An 18,628-nucleotide genomic window follows, 5' to 3' on the forward strand; every position below is an offset into this window, starting at 1 on the left:
AACCAGTAGTCCAATATAAGATTAAGAAAGTGTAGGTTAGTTTTAAAATGGCAAAAGTGACAAAGAAAACGACAAAACGTCGTGTCAGAAAAAACGTTGAACACGGACAGGCACATATCCAGTCTTCCTTCAATAATACAATCGTAACACTGACTGATGCAGAAGGAAATGCTCTTTCTTGGGCAAGTGCCGGCGGTCTGGGATTTAGAGGTTCAAGAAAATCTACTCCATACGCAGCTCAGATGGCTGCAGAAACTGCTACCAAAGCAGCGCTGGTTCATGGCTTAAAGACTGTTGACGTTATGGTAAAAGGACCAGGATCAGGTCGTGAAGCTGCAATCCGTGCCCTTCAGGCATGCGGTCTTGAAGTTACAAGCATCCGCGACGTAACACCGGTTCCGCACAACGGATGCCGCCCACCAAAACGTAGAAGAGTCTGATTAGGAGGTTAAGAACATGGCAGTAAATAGAGTACCAGTCCTGAAAAGATGCAGATCCCTCGGAATGGATCCTGTATATCTTGGAATTGATAAGAAGTCCACAAGACAGCTGAAAAGAGCAAACAGAAAAATGTCTGAGTATGGTCTTCAGTTAAGAGAAAAACAGAAAGCAAAATTCATCTACGGCGTTCTGGAGAAACCTTTTGTTAACTATTACAAAAAGGCTGACAGAATGGAAGGACAGACTGGTGAGAACCTGATGATCCTTCTTGAGCTCCGTCTGGACAACGTTCTGTTCCGTATGGGAATGGCTAGAACCAGAAAAGAAGCACGTCAGATCGTTGACCACAAACACGTTCTGGTTAACGGCAAACAGGTAAATATCCCGTCTTACCTTGTAAGCGCTGGTGATACCATCGAAATCAAAGAGGGTAAAAAATCCTCTCAGAGATATAAAGACATCGTAGAGGTTACAGGCGGCCGTCTGACTCCGGAATGGATCGAGGCTGATCTTGAGGCACTCAAAGGTGTTGTAAAAGAGCGTCCTACCCGCGAAATGATCGATGTTCCGGTTGACGAAGTGCAGATCGTCGAGCTGTATTCTAAATAAAGAATCGCCATACGCGGAAGGCTTTATTCCCATGAGTAATGAGCCAACCAATTTAAAAGGAGGGGCTTTCGAGTGTTTGATTTTAACAAACCGAAAATTGAAATTACTGAGATTTCTGATGACAAGAAGTACGGCAGATTTGTGGTTGAACCTCTGGAAAGAGGCTACGGTATCACATTAGGTAATTCTCTTCGCAGAATTATGCTTTCTTCCCTCCCTGGAGCAGCAGTAAGCCAGGTTAAAATCGAGGGCGTTCTTCATGAATTCAGCTCCATCCCTGGAGTAAAAGAAGACGTTACAGAAATCATCATGAACCTGAAGAGCCTTGCAATCCGCAATAACAGCGTAACCAACGAAGCAAAAGTTGCTTATATTGAGTTCGAGGGCGAGGGAGTTGTAAGAGCATCCGATATTCAGGTAGATCAGGATATTGAGATCATGAATCCGGATCAGGTAATCGCAACCCTGAACGGCGGCCCGGACAGCAAGCTGTACATGGAGCTGACGATCACAAAAGGCCGCGGTTATATCAGTGCTGACAAAGGCAAGAGCGATGACATGCCGATCGGCGTTCTCGCTGTGGATGCTATCTATACACCGGTTGAGCGTGTAAACCTCAAAGTGGAGAACACCCGTGTAGGTCAGATTACCGATTACGATAAACTGACACTGGATGTTTACACCAGAGGAACACTGGATCCGGACGAGGCAGTCAGCCTGGCAGCTAAGGTTTTAAGCGAGCATCTGAAACTCTTCATCGATCTGTCTGAGAATGCGAAGACAGCAGAAGTTATGATCGAGAAAGAGGACAATGAGAAAGAGAAAGTTCTGGAGATGAACATCGACGAGCTTGAGCTTTCCGTGCGTTCCTATAACTGCTTGAAACGTGCCGGTATCAATACCGTAGAAGAGCTGTGCAACAAAACTTCCGAAGACATGATGAAGGTTCGTAACCTGGGCCGCAAGTCTCTGGAAGAGGTACTTGCAAAGCTGAAAGAACTGGGACTGTCACTGAGTCCTGGGGACGGAGAATAAATCACAGCGATTTATCTTTCCGTTTGATTTGTAGACGAAAACCCCCTGTCAGTAAGTCCGAGGCAGCATGACTTGCGGGTTCCACAAATGGAGGAAAATTTAAAATGGCAAAATATAGAAAACTTGGCAGAACATCTGACCAGAGAAAAGCATTATTAAGAAACCAGGTAACCAACCTTCTGTATCACGGAAAAATCGTTACCACTGAGACCAAAGCGAAAGAGATCCGCAAGATCGCTGAAAGCATGATCGCACTGGCTGTAAAAGAGAAAGATAACTTTGAGACCGTTACCGTTACTGCTAAAGTAGCTCGCAAAGATGCTGATGGCAAACGTGTGAAAGAAGTAAAAGACGGCAAAAAAGTTACCGTATACGATGAAGTTCAGAAAGAGATCAAAAAAGATCTTCCGTCCAGACTTCACGCTAGACGTCAGATGGCAAGCTTCTTCTATCCTGTAACAGAGGTTCCGACCGAAGCAGCAGGACGCAAGAAAAACACCAAGTCCATCGATATGCCACAGAAAATGTTCGATGAGATCGCTCCGAAATATGCAGACCGTAACGGCGGATATACCCGTATCATCAAGATCGGACCGCGTAAAGGTGATGCAGCTATGGAAGTTGTAATCGAGCTGGTTTAATCTGTAAATAGTTTTGAAATTCGCAGGGGCTGCCTCTTAGTAGGTGGCTCCTGTTTTGTTGTATATCATATTTTATATGACACAATTGCGAAATTGTGGCAATGTACGGGGTTGCATCTGCTTTGCGAATAAGGTACAATACAGAATACAGAACAGCTAAAATGGGATACAAAGGAGAGCATTTGCATGGAGAGCAAGAAAAAAATGTTGTTTATTTTTAATCCGTTTTCCGGAAAAGCACAGATTAAAAGTAAACTGTTTGAAATTATCGATGTTTTTGTAAAAGGCGGATATGAAGTCATTGTCCACCCGACGCAGGCAGTCGGAGATGGTTTCGAAAAGACAAAGGAGCTTGCGCCGCAGGTGGATCTCGTTGTCTGCAGCGGGGGCGACGGAACACTGGATGAAGTTGTCAGCGGTCTGATGGAAGTGGATCAGCGCGTTCCGATCGGTTATATTCCGGCCGGAAGCACCAATGACTTTGCAAACAGTCTTTCTATTTCGAAAGATATGGTACAGGCGGCAAAGGATATCATCGAGGGAAACCTGTATTCCTGTGATGTGGGAGCGTTCAACAACGACAGCTTTGTCTACATCGCTGCATTCGGCCTTTTCACGGATGTTTCCTATGAGACAGATCAGCACATGAAAAACATTCTCGGCCATCTGGCATACCTGCTGGAGGGATCCAAACGGATCTGGAATGTGCCGACGTACTGGATTAAAGTCGAGGCAAACGGGGAAACCTTTGAGGGAGAGTATATCTACGGTATGGTGACGAATGCCAAGTCCGTCGGCGGCTTCAAAAACCTGCCAGGACAGGATGTACGCCTGGATGACGGACTCTTCGAGGTAACCCTGATCAAACGCCCGAAAAACCCGCTGGAACTGAATGAGATCATTGCGTCCCTGCTGATGCAGGAGGATCACACAGACCTCATCGATTCGTTCAAGACCGACCGCATCATCATCGAGTCCAACCAGGAGATTTCCTGGACTCTGGACGGCGAATACGGCGGAGATCACGGCTATGTCTGCATCGAAGCGCGCAAACATGCCATGGAACTGGTTCTGAACAATAAGTAGGCACGGCTTTTTGATAAGTTTTTCACAAAAAAGTGCAAAAAAATGGATTTCGCTACGAAAACCATTTGGCATTTGCAGAAAGATGTTGTATAATAAAACCAGTTATGAAAGTAACAAGTATGCCGTAAGCCTGAAAACGGTACACGGCACAATTACAGACACAGGAGGTCATTTGAGCTATGTTAGTATCAGCAAAAGAAATGTTGGACAAAGCAAAAGCTGGCCACTATGCAGTTGGTCAGTTTAACATCAACAACTTGGAGTGGACAAAATCCATCCTTCTTACCGCACAGGAGATGAATTCTCCGGTTATCCTTGGCGTATCTGAGGGTGCAGGAAAATACATGACAGGTTTTAAAACTGTAGCTGCTATGGTAAAGGCTATGATCGAAGAACTGAACATCACTGTTCCGGTTGCTCTGCATCTGGACCATGGAACCTACGAAGGATGCTACAAATGCATCGAAGCAGGTTTCTCATCCATCATGTTTGACGGATCTCATTATCCGATCGAAGAGAACGTTGCAAAAACAAAAGAACTGGTAGCTGTTTGCAAAGAGAAAGGAATGTCTCTGGAAGCAGAAGTTGGTTCTATCGGTGGAGAAGAAGATGGTGTTGTAGGTATGGGCGAATGCGCTGATCCGAACGAGTGCAAGATGATTGCAGACCTCGGTGTAGATATGCTTGCAGCAGGTATCGGCAATATCCACGGTGTATACCCGGCTAACTGGCAGGGACTGAGCTTTGAGACTCTGGCAGCTGTACAGGAGCTGACAGGAACTATGCCGCTCGTTCTTCACGGTGGTACAGGTATCCCGGATGACATGATCAAGAAAGCCATTGACCTTGGCGTTTCCAAAATCAATGTAAATACAGAGTGCCAGCTTGCATTCGCAGCAGCTACACGTAAATACATCGAAGAGGGCAAAGATCAGCAGGGTAAAGGATTCGATCCTCGTAAACTCCTTGCTCCTGGCGCAGAAGCTATCAAAGCTACTGTAAGAGAAAAAATCGAACTGTTCGGTTCTGCAAACAAAGCCTGAGTTTAAGCACGAAAATGCTGTGCAGGATTCCTGGGGGACTTCCTCCTCAGGGTCCGCACAGTATTTTTTTTCGCGAGCAACGAGTCGAAGTCCGTGCTTGCACGAGATCTTGACGACTGCCGCGAAAGCTTTCATCGAATCCGCTAATTTTTTCGCCTGAATTAGGAAAGTTTTGTAAAATAATACGAAAAAGGGACTGAGTTCAAAAAAGCACTTGCGTTTTTTAAGTTTTTGAGTTATTTTAGTATCAGTTGGAAATCAAATCCATATGCGAATGTAAAACAAGGGCGTTCTACAAAAACTTAGCTTTCCTTAGCTGCTTTTTGAGAACCCCTTTTTCTTGTATCAGGACCTTTTTAGAGTCCGGCGGGAAGGTCGCATCGCAAAATTCACAAATGGAAAGGAAGAAAGAAAATGGGAGAATATGTAAATCCGGCCAAAATCTTTGGCGAAAATGTATTCAATGACACTGTAATGCAGGAACGTCTTCCAAAAAATGTTTACAAGAAGCTGAAAAAGATCATCGAAGAAGGCGGTGAGCTGGATCTTGCTACTGCAGATACGATTGCACATGAGATGAAAGAATGGGCAATTGAAAAAGGAGCAACACACTATACACACTGGTTCCAGCCGCTGACTGGTACAACTGCAGAAAAGCACGATTCTTTTATTACAGCACCGATGCCGAACGGCAAAGTACTGATGAGCTTCTCCGGTAAAGAGCTGATCAAAGGCGAGCCGGATGCATCTTCTTTCCCGTCCGGTGGACTGCGTGCTACCTTTGAGGCAAGAGGATATACAGCATGGGACTGCACCTCACCGGCTTTCGTTCGTCAGGACGCAGCAGGCGCAACCCTCTGCATTCCGACTGCATTCTGCTCCTACACAGGAGAGGCGCTTGACCAGAAAACACCGCTTCTTCGTTCCATGGAAGCTCTGAATGTACAGTCCCTGCGTCTGTTAAAACTGTTCGGAAACACCACTTCCAAGAAAGTAACTCCTTCCGTAGGACCGGAGCAGGAATACTTCCTGGTAGATGCAGAGAAATTCCTGCAGAGAAAAGACCTGATCTACACCGGCCGTACCCTGTTCGGCGCAATGCCTCCAAAAGGACAGGAGATGGACGATCACTATTTCGGAACCATCCGTCAGAGAATTGCTTCCTTTATGAAGGAGGTCAACATTGAGCTGTGGAAGATGGGCGTTACCGCAAAGACACAGCACAATGAGGTTGCACCGGCACAGCATGAGCTGGCTTCCATCTATTCCGAGGCAAACGTAGCAGTCGACAACAACCAGCTCGTAATGCAGACCTTAAAGAGAGTTGCATGCCAGCACGGACTGAAATGCCTGCTGCATGAGAAACCGTTCGCAGGTGTCAACGGTTCCGGAAAACATAACAACTGGTCCATCACCACAGATGACGGCATCAACCTTCTTGAGCCGGGCAAAACACCGCACGAGAACATTCAGTTCCTGCTTGTGTTAAGCTGCGTCCTGAAAGCTGTTGATGTTCACGCAGATCTGCTCCGTGAGTCCGCAGCCGATCCGGGAAACGATCACAGACTGGGAGCCAACGAGGCACCGCCGGCCATCATTTCCGTATTCCTTGGCGAGCAGCTGGAGGACGTTGTTGAGCAGCTGATCAGCACCGGAAATGCAACCAAGAGTAAAAAAGAGGGCGTTCTGGAGACTGGTGTTAAGACGCTTCCGGATCTCAAGAAAGACGCTACCGACCGTAACAGAACCTCACCGTTCGCCTTCACCGGAAACAAATTCGAGTTCCGTATGGTTGGTTCCCGTGACTCCGTTGCAGCTCCGAACATCGTACTGAACACCATCGTTGCAGAAGCATTCCGCGATGCATGCGATGTACTGGAAGGCGCTGAAAACTTTGAGGACGCTGTCCATGATCTGATCAAGAAGAACTTAAGTGAGCATCAGAGAATCATCTTCAATGGCGACGGATATGCAGATGAGTGGTTAGCTGAGGCAGAGAGAAGAGGACTTCCGAACATCAAATCCATGGTGTACGCAATCCCGGCACTGACCACTGATACCGCAATCAAACTGTTCGGCGATTTCAAAGTATTCACCGAGGCAGAGCTGGTATCCCGTGCAGAAGTTAAATTCGAGAACTATGCAAAGACCATCAACATCGAAGCAAAGACCATGATCGACATGGCAAGCAAACAGATCATCCCGGCAGTCATCAAATATGCGACTTCCCTGGCTGGATCCATCAACACCATCACCGCAGCAGGTGTTACGGCAGTTGGTGTACAGAAGAATCTGCTGAACGAGACAAGTGCACTGCTTGAGGAGACCCAGAAAGCACTCGACGAGCTGATCGCAATCGAGAATGCAGGATGCGAGATGGAAGACGGCGAAGCAAAAGCAAAATACTACTACGAGAAAGTTGCTCCGGCTATGGAGGCACTCCGTGCACCGGTTGACAAACTGGAAATGATCGTAGACAAAGAGATGTGGCCGATGCCGTCCTACGGCGATCTGATGTTTGAGGTTTAACCCTAGTAGACAAGAAGTCTCCCACTTCTAAAGCGGTGGGATGAATTGTTAAAAGAAACACAACGGCAGTGGCGGGCGGAGAGAAATCGGTATCCTCCACTGACATGAGGTAAGTCACAGTCGAACTATTTTCGGCATGTCAGACTCCGTGAAAATACCGACTGTGAGTTGAAACAATCCGCAGACGATCCGCTAAATTGTAAAAATTCTGTGAAAACAGGGCAGAAAAAGAGGCTGTTTTTGACAACAGCCTCTTTTTTTAGTATAATGGGGATTAGCTGTTGCCAGAAGAAAAGGGCGGACAGCGCTGCCGGAAGAAACGGCAGGAAAACATGGAGGAAACGCTTCTGGATTTCGAAGGAAAACAGAAGTATACAGAACAATGAATGCAGAACTGGAAATTTTAGGTGTGAAGCTGAAACATTACCGCGTCGATGCGGCAATGGAGATTGCAGAGGAATACCTCTCGAACGATAAGCTGAACACCATCGGGATTGTTACAATGCAGATGCTGATGCAGGCGAGCAAGGAACCGACGTGGAAACAGTATATCGAAGATCTGGATCTGACGGTCATCGGGGAAACCGAGGTGCTGGAGGCAGCAGGAATTGACCCGGAGACGCCGTCCTATGAGGAAGTGGAGACGAACGAGTTCATCGCACGCTTTTTCTGGGGACTGATTCAGAAGAAAAGCCGGATTTTCGTACTGGGCGACACTGGGGAAGAACTGCAGACACTGCAGAAATATCTGACAGAAACGTATCCCGGCATTGAGATCGGAGGCGGTGCTGTCGTCGAGACGCTGGAGGAATCCGCGTTTGACAGCCTGGTCAACGAGATCAACAGCCAGACGACGGACGTGATTGTGAGCGGCCTTGCGGGAACGCGGCAGGATCGTTTCGTTCTGGAAAACAGCAGCAAAATCAGCGCAAAAATCTGGCTGAGCCTTGGCGAGCATTCGACGCTGCAGAACGAGGCCGGTATAAAAACGAGCTGGTGGGGAACTCTGCTAAAGAAGAATACGTTCAAGTGGATGGTAACAAAATATAACAGCGAAAAGGACGGTTGAAGTTCATGAACTGGATACGGAACAAACAGCAGTGGAGAGATTATCTGCTGATTACGCTGGGAACCGCGGTCATGGCGGTTGCGACCAGCTCGATTTACGACCCGGCGGGGCTTGTTACTGGAGGATTTTCCGGTCTTGCAATCGTCATCAAACAACTGAGCCAGATGCTGTTCGGAAAAGGAGTTCCGCTCTGGGTGACGAACCTTGTGCTGAACATTCCGCTCTTTCTGTTCGGAATCCGCATGAGCCGCGATTTTCTGGTGAAAACCATCTTCGGAACCCTGATGAATACGTTCTGGATTGCCGTTCTCCCGGTGCTGCAGCTGGTGCCGGATGACAGGATGCTTTCCGCACTGTTCGGCGGCGTTCTGATGGGAGCAGGCATCGGCCTCGTCTTCATCGGAAACGGTACGACGGGCGGAACGGATATGATGGCGGCTCTGATCCAGAGAAAGCTGCGCCACTATTCCGTTGCACAGGTTATGCAGGTGCTTGATGGAATCATCGTCATCGCCGGTATTTTTGTCTTCGGTATCCACGCTTCGCTCTATGCGATCGTGGCAATCTACGTGACGACGAAAATGACGGATGCCCTGATGGAAGGTATGAATTATGCGAAATCCGCGTTTATCATTACCGCGCATCCGGAGCAGGTAGCCGATGAGCTCATGAAAGAACTCGACCGCGGCGCGTCCGGCATCCACATCAAGGGAATGTACACGGGCGAAGAGCGTATGATGGTATTCTGTGTTGTGGGCAAAAAACAGATCCCGCAGCTCAAACAGATCGTAGGAACGATCGATCCGGACGCGTTTGTCGTTGTGTCGGATGCAAGAGAGGTCTTAGGAGAGGGCTTCCAGACGGATTTCTCCTGACCTTTTTACGTATTTTGTGGTATAAATGTTGTGTTTTCTCTTCCTTTTTTGTCTATTTTGTATTAAAATAAGTATATCTGTGAGGTACTTTGCATCAGGCGCAGAACCATAGGGGTGTGGATATGCCTGGCAATGAAAGCGGGTGCAGCCGGAGACAAACTATAGGATGAAAGAGGGAAGAAAATATGATTTCAAATCAGATTTTACAGAGTACCATTGAGGGAATCAAAAATATTTCGCGTGTCGAACTCTGCGTGACTGATGTAGAAGGAAAAGTTCTGGTAACGACGTTTCCGGAGGTTGAGATCAGCCAGAATGATATTGTAACGTTTGCGCAGTCTCAGGCAGATTCCCAGACCATGAAAAATTATCAGTTTTTTAAAGTATACGATGAACACCAGCTGGAGTACATTCTGGTTGTAAAAGGCGGAAACGATGACATTCACCTGATCGGGAAAATGGTTACCTTCCAGATTCAGGGCCTCCTTACCGCCTACAAGGAGCGCTTCGATAAAGACAACTTTATCAAGAATCTGCTGCTCGACAACCTGCTGCTGGTCGACATCTACAACAGGGCGAAGAAGTTACATATTGAAGTGGAAGCACGCCGCCTTGTATTTATTCTTGAGACAAATCCGGATAAAAACAGCGGGGCGCTGGAAAGCGTCAAGAGTCTGCTCGGTACCAAATCCGGTGACTTTATCACTGCCGTCGATGAGAAAAACATTATCATCGTCAAGGAACTTGCTCCAGGTGAGGATTATGCCCAGATGAACAAAGTGGCAGCCACCATTCTGGAAGCAGCAGGAAGAGATGAGGAGGGGAAAACCCACGTTGCTTACGGTACCATTGTCAAGGAGATCAAAGAAGTATCGCGTTCCTACAAAGAAGCCAGAATGGCGATGGACGTTGGAAAAATTTTCTCCGCTGAGAATGATATCTATGCATACAGCTCACTGGGCATCGGCCGTCTGATTTACCAGCTTCCGATCCCACTGTGCAAAATGTTCATCAAAGAAATTTTCGGCAACAAATCGCCGGATGACTTTGATGAGGAGACACTGACAACGATCAATAAATTCTTTGAAAATTCTCTGAATGTCTCGGAAACCTCGAGACAGCTTTATATACACCGAAATACCCTTGTCTATCGGCTGGATAAGCTGCAGAAGAGCACGGGACTCGATCTTAGAGTTTTTGAAGATGCGATCACATTCAAGATTGCGCTTATGGTTGTGCAGTACATGAAATACATGGAAACGCTCGATTATTAAGCGAGAACCCTTGAAGGAGGAATTGCATGATAACATTGGATAGTGTAAGTAAGAGTTACGCGAAAGGCCAGCCGGCCGTCAACAACGTATCCTTACACATCGAGAAGGGGGAATTCGTCTTTATCGTGGGAAACAGCGGTTCTGGAAAATCGACGCTGATCAAGCTCCTTTTGAAAGAACTCGAGCCCACATCCGGTACCATTAAGGTAAACGGACAGATCTTAAATAAAATGAAACGCTGGAGAGTGCCGAAATACCGCCGCGGTGTCGGCGTCGTATTCCAGGATTTCCGCCTTTTAAAAGACCGGAATGTCTATGAAAACGTAGCATTCGCACAGCGTGTCATCGAGAAACCGAACCGCGTCATCAAAAAGCGCGTGCCGGAAGTCCTGACGCTGGTCGGACTGGCAGAGAAGTACAAATCCTTCCCGAAGGAGCTTTCCGGAGGAGAGCAGCAGCGAGTTGCCGTGGCAAGAGCCATTGTCAACCGGCCTGACATTCTTCTGGCGGACGAGCCGACCGGAAACCTGGACCCGGGAAACTCCATGGAGATTATGAAGCTCCTGGAGGAAATCAACAACAGAGGAACGACCGTTCTTGTGGTAACCCACAACCGTGAGATCGTCAACTCCATGAAAAAACGCGTTATTACCATGCGAAAAGGCGTGGTAGTCAGCGATGAGAAGGAGGGCGAGTACCATGAGGTTTAGTACACTGGGCTACAGCATCAAACAGGGTGTCAAAAACATCTGGAGAAACAAGATGTTCTCGCTGGCATCCATCGCAACCATGGGAGCCTGTATCTTTCTGTTCGGTATCTTCTTTGCGGTTGTCATCAACTTTAACTACATCGTAAAAAATGCCGAGACAGACGTATCCATGACCGTCTTCTTCAACGAAGATGTGGATCAGGCGACGATCGATGAGATCGGAACGGAGATCAAGGCCAAGACCGATGTGGTCAAGGAATGTAAGTATGTTTCCGCGGATGAGACGTGGGAAAACTTTGCAAAACAGTATTTCGAAGGAAAAGAGGAATACAAGGACGGCTTTAAGCCAAACGACAACCCGCTCGCAACTTCTGCTCACTACGAGGTTTACGTATACCAGGTAGAGACGCAGGATGCACTGGCTGAGTATATCCGCTCGCTGGACGGTGTCCGTGAGGTTAAACAGGCCGAGGGCGCAACAACAACGTTGACGACGATGAACCGTGTCATTGGCTACGTTTCCATCGCGATCATCCTGATTCTTCTTGCCGTATCTGTTTTCCTGATCAGCAATACCGTCACGATCGGTATTTCGGTCCGGAAAGAGGAGATCGGTATCATGAAGCTGATCGGTGCGACGAACCTGTTTGTAAGGGCTCCGTTCCTGATCGAGGGTATCCTGATCGGTCTTGTCGGAGCAGCGATTCCGCTGGGGCTGCTGTACGTTGTATACAACAGAGTCATCAGCTACGTTATGACGGAGTTCAGCGTACTGTCGAACTTTATGGCATTCATGCCGGTATCGGCCGTCTTCCGGATTCTGCTTCCAGTCGGACTCATTCTCGGTATGGGAATCGGTCTTGTCGGCAGTATCTTTACGATTCGAAAACACTTGAAAGTCTGATAGGATTAGACAATATAATGAAGTAAAAATAAGTCCCGGAATCCGTCAAAAGATTCCGGGATCTTTCGATTGGGAGGCATATTTTGGAAGAACTGATGAAGGAAGAAAAAGAGGGCGTAAAAGCGGCAGAGCAGGAAAAACCGAAAAAGCGCAGAAACAGAAAGAAAAACCGAAAAAATGAGATGCGGAAGAGCTACTTTGCGGGCATGATTTCGATGCTGGCGATTGTAATGATCGTGCTTGTCGGAACAACGTTTCTCTGGCCGGGAAGCAGTGCGGACCACCCCGGCGGCTTCTGGTCGTGGCGGAAGACGGCGGCGATCAAAGCGATGATCAGCCAGCTTTACGCGGGCGATGTGGATGACACAGAGCTGTCGGATGCGATGTATAAAGGGATGATCAGCGGCCTCGGCGACAAGTATTCTACGTATTACACGAAAGAGGAATACGAAGCGATCAAGACAGCGCAGGAGGGTTACTATCAGGGCATCGGTGTTACGGTGACGCTGGACGGCGATAAGCTGCAGGTCACCGGCGTACAGGACGATACCCCGGCGGCGAAGGCCGGTATTCAGGCGGATGACCGCATTGTGAAGATTGACGGGCAGACACTCGAAGGCTTAAGCCTCAACGATGCGGTCGGTCTTCTGAAAAACAGCGAGAACGATACCGTGACGCTTTCCATCGAGCGGGAAGGCGAGGCGGATCTGATTGAAACGGAAGTCACAAAAGAGAAGCTTGCGGCGATTGTGGCAGACGGTAAAATGCTGGACGACAAGATCGGCTATCTGGCCATCAGCGAGTTTACAGGGCTTACCTCCGAGCAGTTCCAGAAAGCATACCAGTCACTGCAGGATCAGGGCATGGAGCGCCTGATCATCGACCTGCGCGGCAATCCGGGCGGCCTTGTGACGGCAGTCTGCGACACCCTGCGCCAGATCCTGCCGGAGGGACTCATCGTGTATACCGAGGATAAAAATGGAAAACGGGAAGAGTATACCTGCGACGGCGATACCCCGATCTCGATTCCACTCGTCGTGCTGGTCAATGAAAATACGGCAAGTGCGGCAGAAATCTTCACGGGAGCAGTCAAAGATTACGGCATCGGAACGATTGTCGGAACGACGACATTCGGAAAAGGCATTGTCCAGAATACATTCCAGCTCTCGGACGGCAGCGTGGTGAAACTGACGATTGCCCATTATTACACGCCGCTCGGAAACGACATCCACAAGGTCGGCATTACGCCGGATGTCGAGGTGGAGCTGCCGGATGACGCGACGAGCGATGTGCAGCTCGAAAAAGCGTTGGAAGTTGTCAAAGGACTGGAAAGTGCGGAATAAAATAAGAATTTTTACAGAAAAGCAGGAAAAAGGTAGGAAAAAAAGCACGAACGTGTTATCTTAGTAGAGGAGCCGAAAACAGATCTTGGCAGGCTCTAAAAGAAAGTGAGGAAAGACAGATGAACTTTACAGAAAGAAGAAAACAGGTTTTTGATAAAATGGACCAGGATTCCGCACTGCTTTTGTTTTCTGGAATCGAGCTGCATGTCAGCGCAGACGAATATCTGCCGTTTGAAGCAAACCGCAACTTTTTCTATCTGACCGGCCTTCGCAGAGATCACATGATCCTGATGATGAAAAAGACCGCAAAAGAGGAGAAATCCATTCTGTTTATCGAGAAAGCGGATCTGAACCAGGAGAGATGGTTTGGAAGAAAAGTAACCGTATCCGAGGCACAGGAGATCACCGGAATCGATGACGTTCGTTTCCTGGATTCCTTTGAGGGCATGGTAAACCGTCTGATGGCACGCGAGGACATCGGAACCCTGTATTTCGACTGCTACCGCTATCAGGTCGAGGATCTGCCGGATTACAACATGGTAAAGGCAGAGGAGTTCGCAAAGAAATTTCCAGGCAGACCGATTAAAAACATTGCTCCTGTCATCGCAGCACTGCGGATGCAGAAAGATGAGGATGAGATCGCTCTCGTCCGCCAGGCAATCAAGATCACCGACGACGCGCTGAAATTCGTGATGAAGAATCTGAAACCGGGCTGCACCGAGTATCAGGCACAGGCTGATTTCGAGTACAAGATTTTCCACGAGGGAGCAGACGGAACCGCATTCCCGACGATCGCAGGAAGCGGTGCAAACGGAACGATGCTGCACTACGACACCAACCGTGACGTGTGCGAGGATGAGACCCTGCTTCTGATGGACCTCGGAGCAAAATTCCAGGGCTACTGCGCAGATATCACCAGAACGTATCCAGTCAACGGAAAATATACGGACCGTCAGAGACAGGTTTACGACGTTGTTCTGGCAGCAAACCGCGCCGTTGCAAAAGCAGCAAAACCGGGTATGACATTAAAAGAGCTCGACGATATCGCAAAGGATGTTCTCGGCGAGGGCTGTGTGAAACTTGGCCTGATCGAGAAGAAAGAGGATGTCGGAACCTATTACATGCACGGCGTTTCCCATCACCTCGGCATCGATGTACACGATGTGACCGCGGCATGGAACGACAAGCTGCGTCCGGGTGCCATTATTACCGACGAGCCTGGTTTGTATATTGACGAATGGGAAATCGGTATCCGGATTGAGGACGATATTCTGATTACAGAAAACGGCAGCGAGGTTCTCTCTGAAGCCGTGATGCGTGATCCGGATCAGATTGAAGCGTTTATGCAGGAAAAGTAAAAAAATGACATCGGAAGATGCCAAACCGAAACAAAGCCCAAAGAAAAGAGGCGCAAAAAATCCTGAAAATTTTCCGGAAAAGCAGGAAAAGGTCAGGAACAGATGAAAAGGAGAAAACAAGATGAAAATTGCAGTCACATACGATAACGGGAATATTTTCCAGCACTTTGGAAAAACAGAGAACTTTAAAGTTTATGAAGTAGAAGACAATAAAGTGGTTTCCAGCGAAGTGATCGGATCCAACGGAACCGGCCACGGCGCACTGGCAGGCCTTCTTTCCGAGCAGGGCGTGGATGTTCTGATCTGCGGCGGCATCGGCGGCGGTGCACAGGCTGCTCTTGCTGAGGCAGGCGTAGAGCTCTGCTCCGGAGCGGAGGGAGATGTGGATGCAGCGGTGGAAGCTTACTTAAACGGAACGCTCACATCTGCGGGTGCAACCTGCGATCACCACGATCACGAGGAAGGCCATTCCTGCGGCGACCACTGCGGAAGCCATGAGGAAGAGGAGAGCTCCTGCGGCGGTTCCTGCGGAACCTGCGGCGGCGGATGCGGTGCACCGACTCCGGTTATGGAAGGTAAGAATGTCGGAAAAACCTGCCGTACCCACTACAGAGGAACCTTCAACGATGGAACCCAGTTTGATTCTTCCTACGACCGCGGCGAACCGCTCGAGTTCATCTGCGGTGTGGGCCAGATGATCCGCGGCTTCGATGCAGCCGTTGCAGAGATGGAAGTCGGCGAAAAAGTCAACATCCATCTGATGCCGGAGGAGGCTTACGGAATGCCGGATCCGAACGCAATTTTCACCGTTGCGATCGCACAGCTTCCGGGAGCAGAGGAAGTAGAGGTCGGACAGCAGGTTTATCTGCAGAACCAGTACGGCCAGCCGTTCCCGGTAAAAGTTACCGCAAAAGACGAGACCAATATCACGTTTGATGCCAACCATGAGATGGCTGGAAAAGAGCTGAATTTTGAGATTGAGCTGGTTGAAGTGAAATAAAAAAATGCATAAAAAAGAGTGTCAGGACGAAGGAGCCAGGCACTCTTTTTTGATGTGCAGAAAAATCAACGATTCCCATTTCCGATTTCCGTTATTTTTTGTAAAAGTAAACAAAAAATGACCAAAATTCATTTTTCACCATTTCAAATATTGACTAATAGTCATTTAAGTTGTAAGATGTGGTACTAGAAAAACAAGTTAAAAATGAATCAGAGGAGATGAATGAAAATGGTTAAAGTTGGCAAATGGATTGCCAAGCACAGGATTCTGATGCTGATCATTGGATTTCTGCTGATTATTCCGTCAGTCATCGGAATGGCAGCAACGAAAGTAAACTATGATCTGCTCAGCTATCTGCCGGAGCATCTGGAAACTGTAAAAGGACAGGACATTCTGGTAGATGAATACGGCATGGGTGCGTTCTCCATGGTTGTCGTGGAAAACATGGAAATGAAGGACGTACAGAAACTCGAAGAAAAATTCGAGCAGGTAAACCACGTAAAAGAAGTTTTATGGTATGACGATGTGGCAGACATCAGCGTGCCGGTTGAGATGATCCCGGAAAAACTCCGGAAAGCATTCTACAATGGGGATGCAACCATGATGCTCGTTCTGTTCGATAATACGACTTCTTCCGATGACTCCATGGAGGCAATCGAGGATCTTCGTAAAATTGCGAACGAGCAGTGCTTCATCGGCGGTATGACCGGTGTTGTTACCGATATCAAAAACGTAGCATTAAAAGAGCTGCCGGTTTACGTTGTCATCGCCGCAGTTTTGAGCCTCGTTGTCATCGAGCTGACATCGACTTCCTTCGTTGTTCCGATCCTGTTCCTGTTAAGTATCGGACTTGCAATCCTTTACAACCTGGGAAGCAACGTGTTCCTTGGTGAGACTTCCTACATCACAAAAGCGCTGACCGCCGTGCTGCAGCTTGGTGTTACGATGGACTACTCCATCTTCCTGCTGAACAGTTTCGAGGAGAATAAAAAGCGTTTCCCGGATGACAAAGAGCGTGCGATGGGCCATGCAATCGCCAACACGTTCAAATCCGTAGCCGGAAGCTCCGTTACCACCGTAGCCGGTTTCCTGGCACTGTGTGTTATGACCTTTGCCCTTGGCCGCGACCTTGGTATCGTTATGGCAAAAGGTGTTTTGATCGGCGTTGTCTGCTGTGTCACCGTCCTGCCGGCCATGGTTCTGGTATTTGACAAGGCAATTGAGAAAACGAGACACAAACCGCTGGTAAAAAGCCTGGATAAACCGTCCGCCTTTATCACCAAACATTATAAAGTATGGGTTGTGATCTTCCTGGTTCTGCTGTTCCCGTCGATCTACGGAAACAATCATACCCAGATTTATTACAACATCGCACGTTCCCTTCCATCTACCCTGGACTGTAACGTGGCAAACGATGAAGTAAAAGCGCAGTTCAACGTCAGCAACATGCACATCGTCATGATGGACCGCGATATGGATTCCAAACAGAAAAAGAAAATGATGGAGGAGATCGGCAACGTAAAAGGTGTCAAATCGACCATCAGCATGAGTTCCCTGCTTGGACCGACGATTCCGGAATCCATGATCCCGGAAAATCTCCGAAGCATGCTGCAGAGCGATGAGTATGAGCTTGCATTTGTGAGCTCTGAATATGAGTCCGCAACAGATGAAGTAAACGAACAGGTCAAAGCGATTGACAAAATCGTAAAATCCTACGATAAAAATGGAATGGTCATCGGTGAAGCACCGTTGATGAAAGACCTGCAGGATGTTACCGATGCTGACCTTGTCAACGTAAACGTGCTTTCCATTGGTGCAATCTTTATCATCATTCTGCTGATCTTCAAATCGATTTCTCTGCCGATTATTCTGGTAGCAGTCATCGAGTTTGCAATTATGCTGAATATGGCAATCCCGTATTATCAGGGAACCAGCCTTCCATTCGTGGCCAGCATCGTAATCGGAGCGATTCAGCTCGGTGCAACCGTGGACTACGCGATCCTGATGACAACCCGTTATCAGAAAGAGCGCCAGAATGGAAAAGACAAAAAAGAAGCTATCAGTATTGCGCATAAGACCAGTATGCCGTCCATCATCAGCAGTGGTCTGAGCTTCTTTGCCGCAACCTTCGGTGTGGCCTGCTACTCTCAGGTTGAGATGATCGGTTCCATCTGTACTCTGCTTGCACGGGGCGCGATCATCAGTATGGTCGTTGTTATCCTGATTCTGCCGGCAATGTTTATGATTTTCGATAAACTGATCTGTAAGACATCGATTGGATTTTTAAAGAAGAAAACAAAATAAAGTATGACAAATCCCCTGTACCGGAAGTAGCTGGTGCGGGGGAATTTTTTTGCTTTGCGTTCAAATTTCTGATGTGACGGATAAGATTCTGCCACGGATTGAAGACTGGCAGAACCGGCCACTGGACGAGGTCTATCCTATTCTCTACATCGATGCAATCCATTATTCTGTAAGGGATAATGGCGTGATCCGAAAGCTTGCTGCTTATCCAATGCGTCGTAAAACCCCTTGCTGTGGGGAGTGTCAAATGGAAGAAGTATACCGGAAAAGAAGAAGGATAATACGGAAAATCTGAAAAGATAAAAACTACTCTTTATGAAGCGTATTCTCATAGTGACAGATCACTGGATGATATCCTGGCGTTTATTGAAAACTGCGCGTCGCATTCTCGTTACTTCAGCCTGCAA

16 protein-coding genes and 1 pseudogene are annotated in these 18,628 nt (G+C 47.9%); all 17 read left to right on the forward strand.

Annotation, left to right across the window (positions count from 1 at the left end; translation table 11 throughout):
• The first annotated feature begins 47 nt into the window (after window positions 1–47).
• Complete coding sequence (rpsK, locus tag PGS38_RS03425) at window positions 48–440, forward strand: 30S ribosomal protein S11 (RefSeq protein ID WP_022461574.1); 393 nt, start codon at window positions 48–50, stop codon at window positions 438–440.
• Between the two features lie 16 nt (window positions 441–456).
• Window positions 457–1,050, forward strand: a complete 594-nt coding sequence (rpsD, locus tag PGS38_RS03430) for a 30S ribosomal protein S4 (RefSeq protein ID WP_022461575.1) — start codon at window positions 457–459, stop codon at window positions 1,048–1,050.
• 72 nt (window positions 1,051–1,122) lie between these two features.
• Entirely contained in the window at window positions 1,123–2,085 is a 963-nt protein-coding gene (locus tag PGS38_RS03435; RefSeq protein ID WP_117510475.1) for a DNA-directed RNA polymerase subunit alpha, read from the forward strand.
• A 104-nt stretch (window positions 2,086–2,189) separates the two neighbouring features.
• On the forward strand, window positions 2,190–2,726 hold the full coding sequence (locus tag PGS38_RS03440; RefSeq protein ID WP_022461577.1) for a bL17 family ribosomal protein: 537 nt from the start codon (window positions 2,190–2,192) through the stop codon (window positions 2,724–2,726).
• Window positions 2,727–2,912: 186 nt separating this feature from the next.
• On the forward strand, window positions 2,913–3,812 hold the full coding sequence (locus PGS38_RS03445; RefSeq protein ID WP_022461578.1) for a diacylglycerol/lipid kinase family protein: 900 nt from the start codon (window positions 2,913–2,915) through the stop codon (window positions 3,810–3,812).
• Between the two features lie 179 nt (window positions 3,813–3,991).
• A complete protein-coding gene (gene fba / locus PGS38_RS03450) occupies window positions 3,992–4,855 on the forward strand; it encodes a class II fructose-1,6-bisphosphate aldolase (RefSeq protein WP_022461579.1) in 864 nt (287 codons plus the stop codon).
• 414 nt (window positions 4,856–5,269) lie between these two features.
• Window positions 5,270–7,384 (forward strand): glutamine synthetase III family protein, encoded by a 2,115-nt coding sequence (locus tag PGS38_RS03455; protein ID WP_117813025.1) that lies wholly within the window; start codon window positions 5,270–5,272, stop codon window positions 7,382–7,384.
• A 382-nt stretch (window positions 7,385–7,766) separates the two neighbouring features.
• Window positions 7,767–8,453: a WecB/TagA/CpsF family glycosyltransferase gene (locus PGS38_RS03460; RefSeq protein WP_117510477.1), complete on the forward strand. Its 687-nt coding sequence runs from the start codon at window positions 7,767–7,769 to the stop codon at window positions 8,451–8,453.
• A 5-nt stretch (window positions 8,454–8,458) separates the two neighbouring features.
• Window positions 8,459–9,328 carry a YitT family protein gene (locus PGS38_RS03465; protein WP_117510478.1) on the forward strand — a complete coding sequence of 290 codons (870 nt, stop codon included), beginning with the start codon at window positions 8,459–8,461 and terminating at the stop codon, window positions 9,326–9,328.
• Between the two features lie 185 nt (window positions 9,329–9,513).
• Window positions 9,514–10,602, forward strand: coding sequence for a PucR family transcriptional regulator (locus tag PGS38_RS03470; RefSeq protein ID WP_117510479.1), 1,089 nt, complete (start codon window positions 9,514–9,516; stop codon window positions 10,600–10,602).
• Between the two features lie 26 nt (window positions 10,603–10,628).
• The gene (gene ftsE, locus PGS38_RS03475) at window positions 10,629–11,312 is read left to right on the forward strand and encodes a cell division ATP-binding protein FtsE (RefSeq protein ID WP_022461638.1); all 684 of its coding nucleotides are present in this window, start codon (window positions 10,629–10,631) and stop codon (window positions 11,310–11,312) included.
• Window positions 11,302–12,216: a permease-like cell division protein FtsX gene (ftsX, locus tag PGS38_RS03480; protein ID WP_022461639.1), complete on the forward strand. Its 915-nt coding sequence runs from the start codon at window positions 11,302–11,304 to the stop codon at window positions 12,214–12,216. Before ftsE ends, ftsX begins: the two co-directional genes overlap by 11 nt.
• Window positions 12,217–12,299: 83 nt before the next feature.
• Window positions 12,300–13,559: a S41 family peptidase gene (locus PGS38_RS03485; RefSeq protein WP_055220738.1), complete on the forward strand. Its 1,260-nt coding sequence runs from the start codon at window positions 12,300–12,302 to the stop codon at window positions 13,557–13,559.
• Between the two features lie 119 nt (window positions 13,560–13,678).
• Entirely contained in the window at window positions 13,679–14,917 is a 1,239-nt protein-coding gene (locus tag PGS38_RS03490; RefSeq protein ID WP_119188680.1) for an aminopeptidase P N-terminal domain-containing protein, read from the forward strand.
• Window positions 14,918–15,038: 121 nt separating this feature from the next.
• The gene (locus PGS38_RS03495) at window positions 15,039–15,917 is read left to right on the forward strand and encodes a NifB/NifX family molybdenum-iron cluster-binding protein (protein ID WP_055227718.1); all 879 of its coding nucleotides are present in this window, start codon (window positions 15,039–15,041) and stop codon (window positions 15,915–15,917) included.
• Between the two features lie 228 nt (window positions 15,918–16,145).
• Window positions 16,146–18,221, forward strand: coding sequence for an efflux RND transporter permease subunit (locus PGS38_RS03500; RefSeq protein ID WP_117804618.1), 2,076 nt, complete (start codon window positions 16,146–16,148; stop codon window positions 18,219–18,221).
• A gap of 64 nt (window positions 18,222–18,285) precedes the next feature.
• Window positions 18,286–18,429 (forward strand): annotated as a pseudogene (locus PGS38_RS03505) (transposase); the annotation flags it as partial.
• Window positions 18,430–18,628: the final 199 nt, after the last annotated feature.

The organism is Fusicatenibacter saccharivorans (assembly GCF_027667425.1).
Lineage (GTDB): Bacteria > Bacillota > Clostridia > Lachnospirales > Lachnospiraceae > Fusicatenibacter > Fusicatenibacter saccharivorans.